The 16,855-nt window shown below is 75.4% G+C and carries 15 protein-coding genes; 6 read left to right on the top strand and 9 right to left on the bottom strand.

All coding sequences use genetic code 11. The annotated features are described in order from the left end of the window. The 3 genes from IE98_RS0127040 (at position 1) to IE98_RS0127030 (ending at position 3,954) form a co-directional block, all read left to right on the top strand. Complete coding sequence (locus tag IE98_RS0127040) at positions 1-1,614, top strand: class I adenylate-forming enzyme family protein (protein ID WP_030273300.1); 1,614 nt, start codon at positions 1-3, stop codon at positions 1,612-1,614. Between the two features lie 52 nt (positions 1,615-1,666). Continuing rightward, complete coding sequence (locus tag IE98_RS0127035; protein ID WP_052391020.1) at positions 1,667-2,692, top strand: DMT family transporter; 1,026 nt, start codon at positions 1,667-1,669, stop codon at positions 2,690-2,692. Between the two features lie 278 nt (positions 2,693-2,970). Continuing rightward, positions 2,971-3,954 (top strand): citrate/2-methylcitrate synthase, encoded by a 984-nt coding sequence (locus tag IE98_RS0127030; protein ID WP_052391019.1) that lies wholly within the window; start codon positions 2,971-2,973, stop codon positions 3,952-3,954. 17 nt (positions 3,955-3,971) lie between these two features. Here IE98_RS0127030 and IE98_RS0127025 read toward each other — a convergent pair whose 3' ends face one another. Then, positions 3,972-4,427 (bottom strand): hypothetical protein, encoded by a 456-nt coding sequence (locus IE98_RS0127025; RefSeq protein ID WP_030273295.1) that lies wholly within the window; start codon positions 4,425-4,427, stop codon positions 3,972-3,974. A gap of 296 nt (positions 4,428-4,723) precedes the next feature. Here IE98_RS0127025 and IE98_RS0127020 point away from each other — a divergent pair, with 296 nt between their 5' ends. Beyond that, positions 4,724-6,037, top strand: a complete 1,314-nt coding sequence (locus IE98_RS0127020; protein WP_030273293.1) for a hypothetical protein — start codon at positions 4,724-4,726, stop codon at positions 6,035-6,037. Between the two features lie 287 nt (positions 6,038-6,324). Here the strand turns inward: IE98_RS0127020 and IE98_RS0127015 are convergent, their stop codons facing one another. From IE98_RS0127015 to IE98_RS0126990, 6 genes are all read right to left on the bottom strand, one after another. Next, positions 6,325-7,905 (bottom strand): MFS transporter, encoded by a 1,581-nt coding sequence (locus IE98_RS0127015; RefSeq protein WP_078661337.1) that lies wholly within the window; start codon positions 7,903-7,905, stop codon positions 6,325-6,327. 75 nt (positions 7,906-7,980) lie between these two features. Next, positions 7,981-8,535 carry a TetR/AcrR family transcriptional regulator gene (locus IE98_RS0127010; protein WP_043175231.1) on the bottom strand — a complete coding sequence of 185 codons (555 nt, stop codon included), beginning with the start codon at positions 8,533-8,535 and terminating at the stop codon, positions 7,981-7,983. Positions 8,536-8,682: 147 nt separating this feature from the next. Next, entirely contained in the window at positions 8,683-9,078 is a 396-nt protein-coding gene (locus tag IE98_RS0127005) for a cell division protein SepF (protein ID WP_052391018.1), read from the bottom strand. 279 nt (positions 9,079-9,357) lie between these two features. Continuing rightward, a complete protein-coding gene (locus IE98_RS0127000) occupies positions 9,358-9,867 on the bottom strand; it encodes a DinB family protein (RefSeq protein WP_030273287.1) in 510 nt (169 codons plus the stop codon). A gap of 135 nt (positions 9,868-10,002) precedes the next feature. Next, the gene (locus tag IE98_RS0126995) at positions 10,003-10,749 is read right to left on the bottom strand and encodes a TVP38/TMEM64 family protein (protein WP_078661336.1); all 747 of its coding nucleotides are present in this window, start codon (positions 10,747-10,749) and stop codon (positions 10,003-10,005) included. Continuing rightward, complete coding sequence (locus IE98_RS0126990) at positions 10,746-11,690, bottom strand: deoxyribonuclease IV (RefSeq protein WP_030273284.1); 945 nt, start codon at positions 11,688-11,690, stop codon at positions 10,746-10,748. The genes IE98_RS0126995 and IE98_RS0126990 overlap by 4 nt, the downstream gene beginning before the upstream one ends. 77 nt (positions 11,691-11,767) lie before the next feature. On the opposite strand from IE98_RS0126990, the gene IE98_RS0126985 reads away from it, so the two are divergent. Next, positions 11,768-13,069, top strand: coding sequence for a cytochrome P450 family protein (locus tag IE98_RS0126985; RefSeq protein ID WP_078661335.1), 1,302 nt, complete (start codon positions 11,768-11,770; stop codon positions 13,067-13,069). Between the two features lie 18 nt (positions 13,070-13,087). On the opposite strand, the gene IE98_RS0126980 is transcribed toward IE98_RS0126985, so the two are convergent. Together IE98_RS0126980 and IE98_RS0126975 are read right to left on the bottom strand one after the other, a co-directional pair. Further along, positions 13,088-14,122: a S66 family peptidase gene (locus IE98_RS0126980; RefSeq protein WP_030273281.1), complete on the bottom strand. Its 1,035-nt coding sequence runs from the start codon at positions 14,120-14,122 to the stop codon at positions 13,088-13,090. Positions 14,123-14,326: 204 nt separating this feature from the next. After that, positions 14,327-15,517 carry an MFS transporter gene (locus IE98_RS0126975; protein ID WP_030273279.1) on the bottom strand — a complete coding sequence of 397 codons (1,191 nt, stop codon included), beginning with the start codon at positions 15,515-15,517 and terminating at the stop codon, positions 14,327-14,329. 88 nt (positions 15,518-15,605) lie between these two features. On the opposite strand from IE98_RS0126975, the gene IE98_RS0126970 reads away from it, so the two are divergent. Further along, on the top strand, positions 15,606-16,796 hold the full coding sequence (locus IE98_RS0126970) for an ROK family transcriptional regulator (RefSeq protein ID WP_030273278.1): 1,191 nt from the start codon (positions 15,606-15,608) through the stop codon (positions 16,794-16,796). Positions 16,797-16,855: the final 59 nt, after the last annotated feature.

Raw genomic sequence — 16,855 nt, 5'->3', positions numbered from 1 at the left:
ATGATCAAGCTCGACGACATCCGCAAGCACGCCGCGCGGCGCCCCGACCACGTGGCCGTGGTGGACCGCGACTTCCGCCTCACCTGGACCGAACTCGCCGAGCAGGTCGCCCGGGTGGCCACCGGCCTGGCCCACCACCTGCCCGCCGAGCGCCCCGCCCGCGCCGCCTTCATGTCCTGCAACAGCTGGGAGCTGGTGGTCGTGATGGCCGCCTGCGCCACCCTCGGCGTGCCCTGCATAGGCCTCGACTACACGACCACCCCCGAGGCCACCGCCGGCGCCCTGGAGCAGCTGCAGCCGACCGTGCTCATCAGCACCCCGCTGCGCCGCCCGCTGCTGGAGCGGTCCGGCTGGCCGGGCGCGCGCGACGTCCTGAGCATCCACCTGGCCGGCCCGGAGACGGACGACTACGACACCGGCCCGGCCGCGCCCGGCGCCGTCTGCTTCCAGGCGCTCGCCGCCTTCGAGCCGGCCCCGACCACACCCGTCGAGCAGCCGTTCACCGCCTTCTCCTTCACCTCCGGCACCAGCGGCATCCCGAAGCTGGTGATCCGCAACTCCTCGTTCGAGGCCCGCCGGCTCTCCGACCTGGTGGACCAGTACTCCTTCGACGAGGACGACGTCCACATGGTCACCGTCCCGCTCTACCACTCCTCCGGCCCCGGCTGGGCCCGGATCTTCCTCTCGCTCGGCGGCTCGGTCGTGCTCAGCCCGTACGAGGACGCCGAGAAGATGGCCGAGCTCATCGTCGCCGAGGGCGTCTCCACGACCCTCATGGTGCCCCCGGTGCTCAACCGGCTGATCTCGCACCCGGCCTCCGAGCACCTGCACAAGACCTCCCGGCTGCGCTTCCTGCTCTCCGGCGGCCGCCACCTCAACCGCTGGGTCATCAACCAGACCTGGGACCGCCTCGGCCCCGTCCTGCACCTGTACTACGGCACCACCGAGACCGGCCTCAACACCATGATCGGCCCCGAGGAGCTGCACGTCGCCCCGGCCCGCTCCGGCCGTCCGATGCCCGGCAGCACCATCCTCGTCCTCGACCCGGAGCACCGCCCGGTGCCGAAGGGGCAGCTCGGCCGGATCGCCATCGCCAGCTACCAGCTGATGGACAGCTACGCCTCCGCCGAGCCCGAGTTCCTGATGATCGAGCACGCCGGCCGCACCCAGAAGTACCTGCTCACCGGCGACAGCGGCGTCATGGACGAGGGCGGCCGGATCGAGCTCAGCGCCCGCAACGACGGCGTCACCAAGGCCGAGGGCCGGCACCCGCTGGACGTCAACATCTTCGCCCTGGAGGACGAGCTCACCGGCCTCCCGTGCGTCCGGGAGACCGCCGTCCTCAAGGTCGACCTCCCCGACGAGGGCCCGACGCTGGTCGCGGCCTTCGCCCCCATCTCCCCCGAGCGCGAGGCGAGCGGCTCCCGTGCCGTCCTCGCCGCGTGCCTGCGCCGCGCACCCCAGCTGCCCGCGCGCGTCGTGACCGTCCCCGAGATCCCGTACAGCCCGACCGGCAAGGTGCGCACCGCGCAGCTGCTGTCGACCGTCCTCGACCTGATCGGGCAGGAGAACGCGGCCTCGGAGGCCGACCGCATGGAGCTGACGACGGCATGACCGCCGTCCTGCGTGCCGCCCCACCTCACCCCGACTCCCTGACAGGAGAACTGTGAACGACCAGAAGAAGTACGCCCGAGGGGTCCTGCTGTGCCTCGCGGCCACGCTCTCGTGGGGGGCCATGTTCCCCCTCATGGACGTGACGCTGAAGTACATCGACCCCTTCACCTTCACCTGCCTGCGCTACGGGATCGCCGGCCTCATCTTCGTGGTCGTCCTGCGCGCCCGGGAGGGCGCCGCCGGGCTGCGCCTCAAGGGCGAGCGGGTCGGCCTCGCCTGGCTCTTCGGCACCGCCGGATTCGCCGGCTTCCAGTTCCTGGTCTTCTTCGGCCAGGACCTGATCGGCGAGCAGGGCGCGCTGATCGCCTCGATCATGATGGCCACCATGCCGATGATGGGCTTCCTGGTGAACTGGGTGCTGCGCAAGGTCGTGCCGCCCAAGTGGTCCTTCGCCTTCATCGCGCTGTCCTTCGTCGGCGTGATCCTCGTCGTCACCAAGGGCGACCTGGCTTCGCTGGTGAACACCCCGCAGAACTTCGGCGCCGACGCCCTGCTGCTCTTCGCCGCGCTCTGCTGGGTGATCTACACCTCCGGTGCGACCTACTTCCCGAGCTGGTCGCCCATCAAGTACACGACCGTCACCACCGTGCTCGGCCTCGGCAGCGCCGTGGTCATCACCGCGGTGCTGCTCGCCACCGGCGCCGTCGCGGTGCCGACCGGCCACGCGGTCGTCACGATCCTGCCCGAACTCGCCTACATGAGCCTGATCGCCGGCTTCGGCGGCGTGCTCGCCTGGAACATCGGCAACCGCAACCTGGGCCCGCTCAACGGCGTGCTGTTCATGGACGTCGTCCCGATCACCGCCTTCACCATCTCCGCGCTGACCGGGGTGATCCCGGCCGGCATGCAGGTGGTCGGCGCGCTGTTCACCGCGTCCGCCCTCGTCCTCAACAACCTCTACCTGCGGCGCCGGGCCGCGGCCGCGGCCCCTGCCCCGGCCGCCGTCCCGACACCCGCCGCGGCGTCCGCACCGGCCGAGCGCAGTCCGGCCGGACAGTCGGCGGGCGTCGGCCGCTGAGCCGTACCGGAGCACCACCCCGGGCACCGTCCCCGCCGGCCCTCGCGGCCCGCGGCGGGCGGTGCCCGTCAGCCGTCCCCGGACGCGGTACCCGCCAGCGGGGCCGCGTCCGCGGGGTCCGCACCACCCGGCCCCCGCCGCCACGACCGCACGACCGCTCCAGCGCACGGCCGCACCACTGCACCACCGCACGGCCAGGAACGACCCTGCACGACCCTGCACGACCAGGACCGCACCACCCGGACCGAAGCAGCCGGTCCGCACCGAGGAGTCGCCCCATGTCCGACCTCACCGCTCCCGACCCCACCGCCCCGGCGCCCGACCTCACCGAACTGATCGGCCGTCACACCTTCGACGAGGTCTGGGGGATCCTCGTCGACGGCAGACCCTGGCCCGGACTCGGCCCGGGCGAGCCGCTCACCCTGCCCGTCCGCCACGGCGACGTCCGGGTGGACACCCAGAACTCACTCGCCGGCCTCGGCCCCGCCTGGGGACTCGGCCCGCTGCACGACATCGGCGACGAACAGGCCCGGGAGGACCTCGAACGCGCCACCATCGCCACCCACACCTTCGTCGCCCAGTCCGTCCGCGGCCTGCACCTGCCCGCCGTGCCCCACTGGGCGATCGAGGCCGGCAGCAGCGCCGCCGAACGCTTCCTGCTGCGCTGGCGCGGCACCGCCGAACCGCAGCACGTCCGCGCCGTCGACGCGTACTGGTGCTCCGTCGCCGTCCACCCCGTCGACACCGCCACCACCACGGCCCGGCTGATCGCCTCCACCGGTGCCGACGTCGCCACCTGCCTCTCCACCGCGGTCGCCGCGATGGCCGGACCGCGGCACCGCACCGTCCCGGCGGCCGTGCTCCGGCTGGTCGCCGAGGCCGAACACGGCGCGGACGCCCGCGCGGTGGTCCGGGCCGCCCTGGTGAGCGGGGAGGCACGGCCGCTCTTCGCCGCCCCCGCCGCCGGACCGGCCGCCCAACGGGCCAGGGCCCTGCGCGCGGCCGTGGTGCGGGCGGCCGCCCCGCGCTACGAGGCCGCGGCCCGCCTGGAGGCGGCCGCCGCCGAACTCCTCGCCGAGGTCGGTGACACCCCCGCCACCGGCACCGCCGGCCCCGAGTACTGGGCCGCCGTCCTGCTCGACTCCGCCGACGTGCCCGTCCACCTCTTCACCGCCCTGGCCATCTGCGGCCGCACCGCCGACTGGTCCGCCCACATCCTCGACCAGAAACGCACCCGCCGCCCCGTCCCGATCGCCGCCTGACGGCCCGCCGGCCGGTCTCAGAGCGCGATCGGCCGGTACGCCAGTGCCTCGTCCACCACGTCCTCCGCAGCCGCCGCGTGCCCGGCGGGGGACTGGAACAGCAGGTCGAGCAGCCGCGGGTGCGGCAGGGCCGCCCGCAGCACCCGGAGGTACCAGTCGGCATCAGGTCCGGCGGCCCACACCCGCCGGACCAGCTCGACGGTCTCCGCCCGGCTCGTGCCCCGGACCTCCGGGCGGGCCGGACGGGCCGCCTCCAGCGCGAGCGCCTGCGCACCGCGCCCGCCCTCGCACGCGGCGAAGTCGGCGACGGTGAAACCGTGCCCGGTCTCCCTGCCGAAGGCCTCGACCGCCGCCTGCGCGGCCGCCGGGCCGGAGGTCAGGACGAGATCGGCGATCACGTCGACCGCCGCCCTCAGCTCGGCCAGACGCTCCGCGGGCACGGGCGGCGGCAACAACTCGGCGCGCAGATCCATGCGGGCAGGATGCCCCACCGGGCCGACGCCGGGCCGACGCCGGCCTGAACGGGCCGAGAGCGGGCGGGCACCGGGCAGGCGGCGGAAAACCGATTGCCCCCGGAGGACGGCGCCCGACATGATCGGCCGCATGTGCGACCACGACCGGAAGGGCGGCTGCCGCCCCGTCCGATGAGCGCCGCCGTGCCGCCGCCCCGTGGGGCGCGAGGCACCGTGCCCGGCGCGCCGTCGTGTCCGCGTTCCCCCGTGACCCCGGCGGGACGCGGATGCCCGCCCGTTTCCTCCGGAGCTGATGCATGACCACCGAACTGACCGAGGCCAGCGACCTGTTCGAGTCGGGTGACCCGCAGGGCGCGATGCGCACCCTCCGGCGCGCCGCCGACTCGCTGGCGCCCGCCGACTGCGCACCGCTCGTCCGCCGACTCGCCGAAGGCGCCGGCTTCGAGGACCTCGCCGAGGCCTCGGCCGCCCTCGCCGCGCACCCGGACCGGCCGGACGCCCTCTACGACTACGGGTACGCCTGCATCGAACGCGGGGTGTCCGCCCTCGCCGTGCCCGCCCTGCGCGAAGCACTCCGGGGAGCGCTGGCGCCGCGCCGCGGCGGCCTGTTCCGCCGCGCACCCGAGACGCGCACCCACCCGCAGCAGATCCTGCTGGAACTCGCGGTCGCCCTGGAGGACGAGCAGCGGCACGCGGCCGCCGTCGAGCTGCTGACCGAACACGACGGCCTGCTGACCGACTGGCCCGGCCGCTACCTGCTCGTCCACAACGCCCTGATGGACGGTCGGCTCGACGCCGCGGGCCGGGTCCTCGCGGGGCTCGGCGAGCCCTCGGACACCTGGCGCCCGGCGGCGGACCGCGCCCGCCGCACGCTGCGCCGGTCCGCCGACGCCACGCCGACCGACCGCCGGGACCTGCGCGGCTGGCACTACACCCTGACCGGCGGCCTGCTGGCCACCCTCTCGCCGTACGGCTTCGACGCCGGCATGACCGGCCGCTGGGCCTTCTACCAGGACGGCTTCGACTCGTGCCGCCGCGGCCTCGACCGGCTCGCCGTGGTGCTGGAGGCGACCGGCCGCCGCCCGGCCTCGGTGGCGCTGCTGCCCGACCGCGGCAGCCGGGCCCTCGGCCTCGCCGCCGCCCGCCTGCTCGGCCTGCCCGCCGCCCCCTACCGGCCGGGTACCCCGGACACCCTGGTGGTGGCGTACGACCTCAACGCGTGCGAGCCGGAGGTGGCCGCCGCCCTGCGGGACCGGGCCGACGGCGAGGTGCTGTTCGAGCACGCCACCTGCTGGACGGACCCGCCGGCGGTCTCGGCGGACGTCTCCACCCTGCTGGTGCAGCACGTGGTCGCCCCCTGGGAACCGTCGCTGCGGATCGGCGACTCGGGCGAGCCCGAGCGCACCCCGGGCGACGACCGGTCCGCCGAGGAACTGGCGGAGGAGATCTGCGCCGCCGAGCCCGAGCCCGACGAGGGCGACGGCACCACCCCGGCCGACCCCGACGACCTCCTCGCGGCCTTCGCCGCACGGGTGCGCAGCAGCTGGCTGACCGGCCCGCGCGACCGCGTCCGCTCGGCCGGCCCGGTCCCGAGCTCGAAGTTCGCCTGACACCGGCGGGGCCGGGGCCGGTTCGGCGGTACAGGCAGTCGAACGTGTCGGGCACCCGTCGGAGAGCCGGCGGGCTGTCGGGACTGTTGCCGGGATCGGCGGTCAGAGGGCTTGGCCTGCCGGGCCCGGTGGCAAGCCGGACTCGGTGGGGCCGCGCCGCACGAGCGGTCGGCCGACCGGCCCGCACGACCGGGGGTTCGGCCGCTCGTGCCCAAGGTTGCGGTGGTCCGTGTCCGGTCGGGCCGCCGCCCCGCGAGCGGTGGACCGGGCTCGGCGGGGCGGGGTGGTCAGCCGACCTTCTGCGCTGCCCGTGTCTCGGGGTGTGCGGCGGTGGCTCCGGGCTCGCCGGCCGTCCGGTCGTGGCGGGTACGGAGCAGCCACCAGCCGGTGGCCGCGGCGGCCAGCAGCAGGGCGCCGGCGAGCCAGGCCGCCACGTTGACGCCGTGGACGAAGGCGAGCTGGGCGTCGTCGAGCAGTCGGGCGCCGAGCGGGCCGGGCAGGGTGGCGGCGGTCTCGACCGCGCCGCCGATCGACTCGCGGGCCTGGTCGCCCGCGGCCGCGCCCACCCCGGCCGGGACGGTCACCGCGCCGGCGTAGATGGCGGTGACCACCGAGCCGACCAGGGCGATGCCGAGCGCGGTGCCCAGCTCGTACGCGGTCTCCGAGACGGCCGAGGCCGCGCCGGACTTCTCCGCCGGGGCGGCGCCGAGCACCAGGTCGGAGGAGAGGGTGTAGACGACGCCCTCGGCGGTGCCGACGGCCAGGAAGGACGCGCCGAGCAGCAGGTAGGTGCTGTCGCGGTGCATCAGGCCGAGGACGGCGATGCCCGCGCCCATGGCGAGCAGACCGGCGGTCAGCGTGGCACGGGTGCCGAAGCGGCGGGCCGCGCGGGCGGTCAGCAGGCCGCCGACCACGGCGCCGGCGAAGGCCGGCAGCTCGGCGATGCCGGCCGACAGCGGGGACAGCCCGCGGACCAGCTGCAGGTACTGCGACATGAAGAAGATCACGCCGGAGAGCCCGATCAGCGAGGTCAGGGTGGCGACCACGGCCGCGGTGAACCGCCGGTCGGCGAACAGCCGGACGTCCAGCAGCGGCGTCTCCAGCCGCAGCTGGCGGCGGACGAAGAGGACCAGTGCGGTGGCCCCGAGGACGAACGCGGCGGGCACCGTCCAGTGGTCGAACGGGCCGTGCGCCGCGGCCTCCTTGACCGCGTAGACGACGCCGATCACACCGGCCATCGACAGGGCGACGGAGGCGACGTCCCAGCGGCCGGGCCGCGGGTCGCGGGACTCCGGCAGCAGCCAGGCGCCGAGCACCAGCAGCAGGACCAGCACCGGCAGGTTGAGCAGGAAGACCGAGCCCCACCAGAAGTGCTCCAGCAGCACGCCGCCGACCAGCGGGCCGAGCGCGGCGCCGGCGGTGGCGCCCGCGCCCCAGATGCCGATGGCGGTGGCGCGTTCCCGGGCGTCCGGGAACAGCGCGCGGATCAGCGACAGGGTGGACGGCATGATGGTGGCGCCGGCCACGCCGAGCAGCGCGCGGGCGGTGATCAGCCAGCCGGGGCTCGGCGCGTAGGCGGCGAGCAGCGAGGCCGTGCCGAAGGCGGTGGAACCGAGCAGCAGCAGCCGCTTGCGGCCGATCCGGTCGCTGAGCGCGCCCATGCTGACGAGCAGTCCGGCGAGGACGAAGGAGTACGCGTCGCCGATCCACAGCAGCTGGGTGCCGCTGGGGCGGAGCGTCTCGCTGATGGAGGGGATGGCGAGGGAGAGCACGGTCGCGTCGAGGGCGACCAGGGTGACGGCCAGGACGAGGACGCCCAGGCCGGCCCAGCGGTGCTGCGCGCGGTCCTGGACGCTGGTGCCGGTCATGAAGGTTCCTTTTCGGATACCCCCGGCTCCGGCCGGGGGTGGGGGTGCCTCCCGCGGATGGCCGCGGGGAGGGTGTCAGGAGGGTTCCGGTCTCCTGAGGGCTCCGCCGAGGAAGAGCTCGGTGAGCGAGAAGGCGCCGTCGCGGGGGGCGAGCCGTCCGTCCTGGACGGCCCAGCCGACGCCGGCGACGAGGTCGAAGAAGGCTTCGCTGAGCCACCCGGCCGCGAGTTCGATCCGGAAGACGCCCTGCTGCTGGCCGCGGAGGAAGAGCGCGCGGACGCGGGCGTCCTGGGCCTCCCACAGGTCGTTGATCTCGGGGTCGTCGTAGAGCTGGTTCTCGCCGGCGAGGAAGGCGCAGAGCGCGGCGTCGGGGACGACCGCGTCGACCAGCCGGCGCAGGGCGGCGTCCGCCGGGCCGTCCTCGATCCCCGCGGTGTCGCAGGCGTCCGCGAACTTCCGCAGGCTGAGCATGCCGACCTCGCGGATCAGCGCCTCGCGGCCCGGGAAGATCCGGTGCAGCGTGGCGCGGCTGATCCCGGCGGCGCGCGCGATCTCGTCGAGGTGGGCGGTGGGGCGGCGGGAGAGCACGCCCACGGCTGCCTCGAGGACGGAGTCGCGATCGGTGGCCATGAGCCGAGTGTAGAGCATGTGAGACATGAATGTCTCAAACGGGAGCAGGGAATCGCGGACGCGACGGATTCGTGGCGCGGCGCGTCCGGTTCCGGGCAACAGAAAACCGGGGACGGCGGGTGCCGCCCCCGGTCGGGGAGGGGTGGATCAGCTCTGGTTGTAGAAGCCGCTGTTGTCGATCGGCCGGTCGATCACCGTCACCTCGACGTCCGGCGGGGTGAGCAGGAAGACCCGGCGGGCGATCCGCTCGATGCCGCCGCGGGTGCCGAAGACCAGGCCGGAGGCGAAGTCGATCATGCGCTTGGCCTCGGGGTCCTCCATCTCGCTGAGGTCCATCACGACCGGCGTGCCGGTGCGCAGGTGCTCACCGACGGTGCGGGCCGCCTCGAAGCCGGTCGGCTTCAGCGACACGATCTTCGCCGCGGGCGCCGGCACGGACGGCAGGGTGTCCTCGGCGTCCCACGCGTCGTCGTACACCGCAGCGGGGTAGTTGCCGGAGGGCATCAGCCACCCGTTGTGGTGCTCGTCGCGAAGTGCTCCCATTTGCCGCGCCTCCCTCTCCCGACCCGTACGCGCCCCCCGTGGGCGTGTCTTTTTGACACGTCATCCACTTGTTGGAACTGTCCGAGTATCGCACTGATCACCGGTTCGGTGCCCGCACGTGACCGCCGTCCGGGTCGTGGCGCGCCCGATCGCCGGGAGATCCCGACACCGGGTGCGACGCCGCAGGTCGCCGGACGGTTCCGCGTGTAGACCATATGGGGGTGCAGCGTCGGGAAGTTGACGATCCGTCAACGAAGCTGTAACGGCGTCAGCCCCGGCTCACTCCCCGGTGGCACCGTCGATCCGCTCGCGGATCAGATCGGCGTGTCCGTTGTGCCGCGCGTACTCCTCGATCATGTGGACGAGGATCCAGCGCAGCGTGACCTCCTCGCCGCGGCGCCGCAGCTTGCCGACCGTCTCCGGCGGCAGCCCGGCGGCGGCCGCCCGGGCCAGCTCGACCTGGGTGCGGTAGGTCGCGAAGTCGGCGTCCACGTCGGCGGTGTCGACCTGGTTGAAGTCGCCGTCCTCGTCCTCCTCGGTCCAGAAGATGCCCTCCTCGAACTCCTGGCCCTGGAGGATCGTGAGGAACCAGTACCGCTCCACCTCGGCCATGTGCCGGACGAGGCCGAGCAGGCTGAGCGAGGACGGTGCCACCGAACGCTCGCGGAGCCGGTCCTGGTCGAGGCCCTCGGTCTTCAGCAGCAGGGTGGCGCGGTGGTAGTCCAGCCAGGCGGTGAGCATGGCGGTCTCGTCGGCGGCGAAGGGCGGTTCGATGCGTTCGGTCGTCATGCCGGACATCCTGAGGCAGCGTCGGGAACGGCTGCCACCGATTATCGGTCGTGTCCGCGCCGGTGCCCCCTCCCGGCGGCTCCCCGGCGTGTCCGGCCGGAAGCCCGCCCCCTGCGGGGCCGACCCGCCGGCGGATCAGCCCGCGGTGGCCGCGCGGCGGGCGCGGAGCAGCGAGACACCGCTGACCGCGGTCATCAGCACGACCGCCCCGGTGGACAGCAGGAAGGCCGGCGAGGTCGGCGAGGAGGCGTTCGCTCCCGCCACCACCGAGGCCGCCGTGCCCGGAAGCACACCGAGGGCCGTCGCGACGAGGTAGGGCGCGGTGCGCACACCGGAGAGCGCACAGGCGTAGTTGGCGGGCTGGAACGGCACGCCCGGGACCAGCCGCAGCAGCAGCACGCTGCGGAACCCCTGCTCGGTCAGCCGGCGGTCGACCGCGACGGCCGCGCGGGCGCGCAGCAGCGGGCGGAGCGCGTCCCGGCCGAGGGTGCGGCCGAGCCAGAACGCCGCGGCCGCGCCCAGGGTCGTCCCGGCGACGGCGAGCGGCAGGCCCACCGCCGTGCCGAGCAGCAGCCCCGCGGCCGCGTTGAGCGCGGGTTTCGGGACGAAGGCCAGCGTGCCCAGGGTGTACACCGCCAGCGCGATCGGCAGCCGCCACGGCCCGTGCCCGCCGCCCAGTGCGTCGACCGGGCTCCACAGCAGCAGCGAGGCGGCCGCCGCCGCGAGCAGCAGCACCAGCAGCACCGGCCGCACCGGCCGCAGCCGGTCCGCCCGGGAACGCCGGCGGTCCTGTCCGTCCCGCTGCCCGTCCCGCTCGTCGCGCCGCTCGTCCTGCTCGTCGCGCCGCTCGTCCTGAGCGGCTGCCCGCCCCGAGTCGCTCATGCCGGTGCGCCCGTGAGGGCCGGTGCGCCCGCGGCCGTGCGCAGCTCCTTGAGCCGGCGGATGTCCTGGCCGTGCCGGGCGCCCTCGACCCGGTCGGGGTCGTGCCGGCCGTCCGGGGTCTCGATGATCAGCGGGACCCCGGCGGTGTCCGGGTGCGCGAGCAGCTCGCCGAAGGCGGCCGCCCCGATGTGGCCGGCCCCGATGTTGGCGTGCCGGTCCTTGCGGGCGCCGAGCACGTCCTCGGAGTCGTTGGCGTGGACGAGCTTCAGCCGGCCCGGCCCCACCGCGTCGGTCAGCTCGGCCAGCATGGCGGCCGTCCCGCCCGGGGCGGCCAGGTCGTGCCCGGCGGCGAAGGCGTGGCAGGTGTCCAGGCAGACGCCGAGCAGCGGGTGGCCGTCCAGCGCGTCGGCGTAGTCCGCGAGGTCGGACATCCGCCCGCACAGCGAGCTGCCCTGTCCGGCGGTGGGCTCCAGCAGCAGCTGCGGGGCGCCCGCGCCGAGGCCGTCGAGTTCGTCGAGCAGCGGCAGCACGGACGAGCGGACGTGCGCCAGCGCCGCGGCCCGCGGACCGCAGAGCGCCGAACCGGTGTGCACCACCACGCCCAGCGCGCCGATCGCGTGCGCGCGGTGCAGCGAGTGCCGCAGCGACTCGGCCGAGCGCTCCCGGGTGACGGCCGACTCCGAGCCGAAGTTGATCAGGTAGGGGGCGTGCACGTACGCCGGGACGCCGAGCTCCGCGCAGGCGGTGCGGAAGGCCTCGTCGTGCCGTGGATTGCCGGGCGGGGTGGCCCAGCCGCGCGGGTTGGCCACGAACACCTGCACGGCCTCGGCGCCGACCCGGGCCGCGTACGCCAGCCCCGTGCCGACCAGCCCGCGCCCCGCCACCGGCACGTGGGCGCCGACCGGGTTGCGCTGCGCGGGGACGGCGACGGGGAGGTCCATGGCGGCGAGCATGCCCGATCCGGGCCCGCAGGCGGAAATCCGCCGACCGGGCCCGGCCCGCTGCCAGCTCTGCGATCATGCTGCCGTCGCACGTCGCCCCGTCGGCGGTGTGCCGTGCCGAGACCGAGGAGACCGCGGTGCCGCCGCCCGCCGACGCACCCGTCCCGCTGGACGGGGACTTCCTGACCGACCCCCACGGTGCCTGCGCGGCCCTGAACCGCCGCGGGCCGGTGCACCGGGCGATCGCCCCCGACGCCGCACCGGTCTGGCTGATCACCGGGTACGAGGAGGTCCGCGAGGCGGCCGCCGACCCCCGGTTCGCCCTCGACAAGCGGCACGCCCGGAGCCGGGGCGCGTCCGGCGACTCCCTGCCGCCCGAACTCGACGCCCACCTGCTCAACCGGGACGGCGCCGACCACGCCCGGCTGCGCGGCCTCGTCGGCCGGGCCCTCGGCCCGCGCCGCACCGAACGGCTGCGCGAGCCGATCCGCCGGGCGGCGGAGGACCTGCTCGACGGGATCGAGGCCCGCGGCCGCGGGGACGTCGTCGCCGACCTGGCCGCCCCGCTGTCCGTCGCCGTCATCTGCGACCTGCTGGGCGTCCCCGCCGGCCACCGGGTCGACTTCCGGGCCTGGACGGACACCCTGCTCTCGCCCGACCCAGGCGCCCCCGGCCGCTCGCGCGAGGCGATGCGGGCCATGCACGGCTTCCTCGGCGACCTCGTCGCCCGCAAACGGGCGGAGCCCGGCGACGACCTGCTCTCCGAGCTGATCGACTCCGTGCACGAGCCGTCGCAGCCGGGGGACGGCAGGGCGGGGGAGTGCCGGGCGGGCGAGGGGACGCTGACCGAGCGGGAGCTCCTCGCGATGGCCTTCCTGCTGCTCTTCGCCGGGTACCACAACACGGTCGGCCTGATCTGCGGCACCGTGCTGGCGCTGCTGACCAGGCCGGAGCAGCTGGCGGCCGTCCGCGCCGGCCGGCTGGGCCTCCCCGCCGTGACCGAGGAGGTGCTGCGGTGGGACCCGCCCGCCATGCTGGCCGTCCGCCGCTTCCCCACCGAGGACCTCACCGTCGCGGGCACCCGGATCGCCGCGGGCGACCGCGTCTGGCTGTCCTGGGCCGCGGCCAACCGCGACCCCGCCCACGTCCCCGGTCCGGACGCCTTCGACCCGCAGCGGCAGGGCCCGCCGCACCTGGCCTTCGGCCGCGGGCCGCACTTCTGCGCCGGCGCGGCGCTGGCCCGGGCCGAGAACGAGATCGCCGTCGGGGCGCTGCTGCGCCGCTTCCCGCGGCTGGCCCTCGACGCCGACCCCGCGGCCCTCACCTGGCGGCGGTCGCTGCGCAGCCGCTGCCCGACCGCGCTGCCGGTGCGGGTGTGAGGGCCGCGGGGCGGGCGGTCAGGCCAGGGTCTGGACGAGCTCCCGGCGGTCGGCGGTGTGGACGACCCGGCCGAGGGCGCCGTTGACGATCGGCAGGTACGGCGGGACGTGGCCGCACTCGACGTCCGCGAGGATCGGCACGCCGAGCGGCCCGAGGGCGTCCAGCACCGCCTGGTGCTGGGTCAGCGACCGGCCGTCCGGCGCCGAGGTGCGGCCGACCAGCACGGCGTCGGCCGCGTCGAAGAACCCGGCGAGCCGCATCCCGTGCAGGTTGCGGCAGATCGTGTAGGCGTCGTCGCCGGACGCCTCGACGTACACCAGCAGGCCCTCGGGGGCGTGCTCGCGGGCGAAGGCCGGGACGTCGCCGAAGGGCGTCCCCGCGATGTTGCACAGGGTCTCGACGCAGCCGCCGACGAGCCGGCCCTCGACGTCCAGGTCGCCGTCGCCGTCGCCGTCCAGCCGGGTCCAGGTGCCCCGGCCGTCGAGGACGAGCTCGCGGACCTCCGGGAACTCGGCGTAGTCGACCCAGCCGTTCACCCGGTGGCGGTCGGGCGGGGTCTGGGCGAAGCGGGCGCCCGCCGGCAGCGAGACGATGTCCAGCCAGGAGAGCAGGCCCTCGGGGACGTCGTACGGGGTGTCCATCAGGTTGTTGCCGTGCAGGGTCGCGAGCCCGGTCCGCAGGGTGATCGGGGTCATCACGGTCGACAGGTCGGAGAAGCCGACCAGCCAGGTCGGCTCGGCGGCGCGGATCCGGTCCCAGTCGAGCAGCGGCAGCAGGTCGATCGCCGTCTCGCCGCCCCACGGCGGCACCACGGCCCGTACGGCCGGGTCCGTGAGCATGTCGGTCAGTTCGGCCGCGCGCTCCGCCGCCGGGGCGCTGACGTGCCCGGACCCGTCCATGCAGCGGCCGAGGACGACCTCGAAGCCGCGGTCCTCGACCGTGCGGACAGCCGCGTCCAGGCGCTTGCGGAGGTTGTCGGGGACGCCGCTGGAGGGGGAGGTCACGGCGATCCGGTCGCCGGGGTGCAGGGGCTGCGGGAAACGTATCGGCATGCCGGTGATCATGGCATCCGCAGCGGTGCGAGGGTGGGCCGATTCGGAGGGCGACGATGTCAGGGGCAGGGGGAGCTGCGCAGTCCGGGGGCGGCGCTCCTGACGAATCCGGGTCACCCCTGGTCCGTACAGCGGCCCACATCCGAATTGCGCAGTTCCCCGCGCCCCTGGTGGTGCACCCACCTGGTGGTGCACCCGGGTCGGTCAGTCCACGTGGGCGGGGACGCGGGGCGGGGTGCGGTCCGTGGTCGGCCTGCGGCGCAGGGCGCCGGCCGACGGGATCAGTGCCGCGGCCAGCACCGTCACCACCGCGAAGGAGACGGTGAGCGAGGTCGCCTGGGCGATGCCGCCGACGATCGCCGGGGCGACCAGACCGGAGGTGTAGGTGACGGTGGCGACGCCCGCGATGGCCTGGCTGGCGTTGCCGCCGGACTTGCCGGCGGCGGCGAAGGCGAGCGGGACGACGACGGCGATGCCGATGCCGATCAGCGCGAAGCCCGGGATGGCCAGCCACGGGCCGTCCGAGAGGACGACCAGCAGGCCGCCGGCGGTGGCGACCGTGCCGCCGATCCGGACGCTGCGCACCGGGCCGAGCCGCTCCACCACGGTGTCGCCGGCCAGGCGGGCCGCCGCCATGGTGGCGGCGAACGCCGAGTAGCAGGCGGCCGCGGTGCCGGCCGAGGCTCCGGTGACGTCCCGCAGGTAGACGCCGCCCCAGTCCATGCTGGCGCCCTCCGCGAAGACCGCGCAGAAACCGACCAGGCCGATCAGCAGGGCCGAGCGCGGCGGCAGTGCGAACCGCGGCGGCGCCTCCTCCTCCGGTTCCGGGCGGACGTCGAGCAGCGGCCGGGTGACGACCACGGCGAGGGCGGTGAGCACGGCCGCGGCGATCCCGAACTGCACCCGGGCGTCGAGGCCGCGGTGGGCGGCGAGCACGCCGAAGCCGGAGGCGACCAGGCCGCCGACGCACCACATGCCGTGCAGCCCGGACATGACGGACCGGCCGAGCCGCTCCTCGACCGCCACGCCCTGGGCGTTCATGGCCACGTCGGACATGCCGGCGCTGGCGCCGTACACGAAGAGGGCGAGCCAGAGCACGGCCAGGTTCGGGGCGAGCGCGGGCAGGGCGAGGGCGAGCGTCCATGCCGTCAGCAGGGCGCGGACGGCGGCGCGTTCGCCGTAGCGGTGCACGATCCGTCCGGCCAGCGGCATGGCCAGGAAGGAGCCGACCGCGGGCGCGATCAGGGCGAGACCCAGCTCGCCGGGACCGAGGTCCAGGTGGTCCTGGAGCCAGGGGATGCGGGTGGCGAAGGTGCCCGTCACCGCGCCGTGCACGGCGAAGACCAGGGCGATGCCCACTCTGGCGCGCCGTACGCCGTGCAGTTCGTCCGCCATGCGATCGTCCTCTCCGGTCTGTCCAGCATGACTCCGATAAACTATCAGGAAGGGACCCTGATAAAAACCTCTGGAAAGATGCGCTTCCATGACGACCGTGCGCACGGCGACGCCCAGCACCGCCCGGGCCATCAACGACCGGCTGGCGCTCGACCTCCTGCTGGAGAGCGGCCCGCTCACCGCAACCGAGCTGCGCGGCCTCACCGGACTCTCCCGCCCCACCGTCGCCGACCTGCTCGAACGGCTGCAGCGGGCCGGCCTGGTCGCCGTCGTCGGCGAGAGCGGTGAGCAGCGCCGCGGACCCAACGCCCGGCTCTACGCCCTGGTCGCCGACCGCGCCTTCCTCGCCGGCCTCGACGTCCGCACCACCGGCGTCGACCTGGTGGTCGCCGACCTCACCGGCCGCACCCGGGCCACCGCCACCGTCGCCGGCGCCGACGAGCAGCTCGCCGAACGCACCCTGGAGGCCCTCGCCCGGGCCGCCCGCGAGGCCGGCGCCGAACGCCTGCACACGGTCGCCGTCGGCGCCCCCGGACTCTTCGACCCGGCCACCGGCGAACACCAGAACTCCGGCGCCCTCTCCCGCCACCAGACCGACCTCCTCACCGCCCTGCGCGCCGATCCGCGCACCGAGGTCACCGTCGACAACGAGGTCAACCTCGCCGGCATCGCCGAGCACCGGCTCGGCGCCGCCCGCGACCGCGACACCTTCGTGCTGATCTGGCTCAGCCACGGCGTCGGCGCCTCCGTCGTCCTCGACGGCCGGCTGCGCCGCGGCGCCACCGGCGGCACCGGCGAGATCGGCTACCTCCCCGTGCACGGCTCCGGACTGCCGAGCGGTGACGGCGGCTGCGACTCCGGCGGCTTCCACTCGCTGGTCTCCTCCGCCGCGGTCTGCGACCTCGCCCGCGCGCACGGCCTGCCCGTCCCCGAACCCGGCCCGCCCGCCAGCGCTCCGCTCGGCGAGGAGGTGGTGCGGCACGCCGCCGCGGCCGGCGGTCCCGCGGCCGACGCCTTCCTCGACGCGTACGCCCGCCGGATCGCGCTCGGCGCGGCCTCGGTCTGCGCGGTGCTCGACCCCGGCTGCGTGGTGCTCGGCGGCGAGATCGGACGGGCCGGCGGCGCCCGGCTCGCGAGCCGCGTCGAACGCGAGATCGCCCGGCTCGTCCCCCTGCGCACCGAGGTCCGCGCCGGCACGGCCGGCGGCGGCGCCGTCCTCGCCGGGGCCGTGCTCACCGCGGGCGACGCCGTCCGCCGCGACCTCTTCGGCGGCGCCTGACCGGCCGGGGTGCCCGGCCGGCCGATCCGGTCCCGGGCGGTCGGTCCGACCGTCGGCCG

The organism is Streptomyces sp. NRRL B-24484, from assembly GCF_000717715.1.
Classification (GTDB): domain Bacteria; phylum Actinomycetota; class Actinomycetes; order Streptomycetales; family Streptomycetaceae; genus Kitasatospora.
The sequence above is the reverse complement of the archived record's forward strand: the minus strand, read 5'-3'. Positions and strand labels throughout refer to the sequence as shown.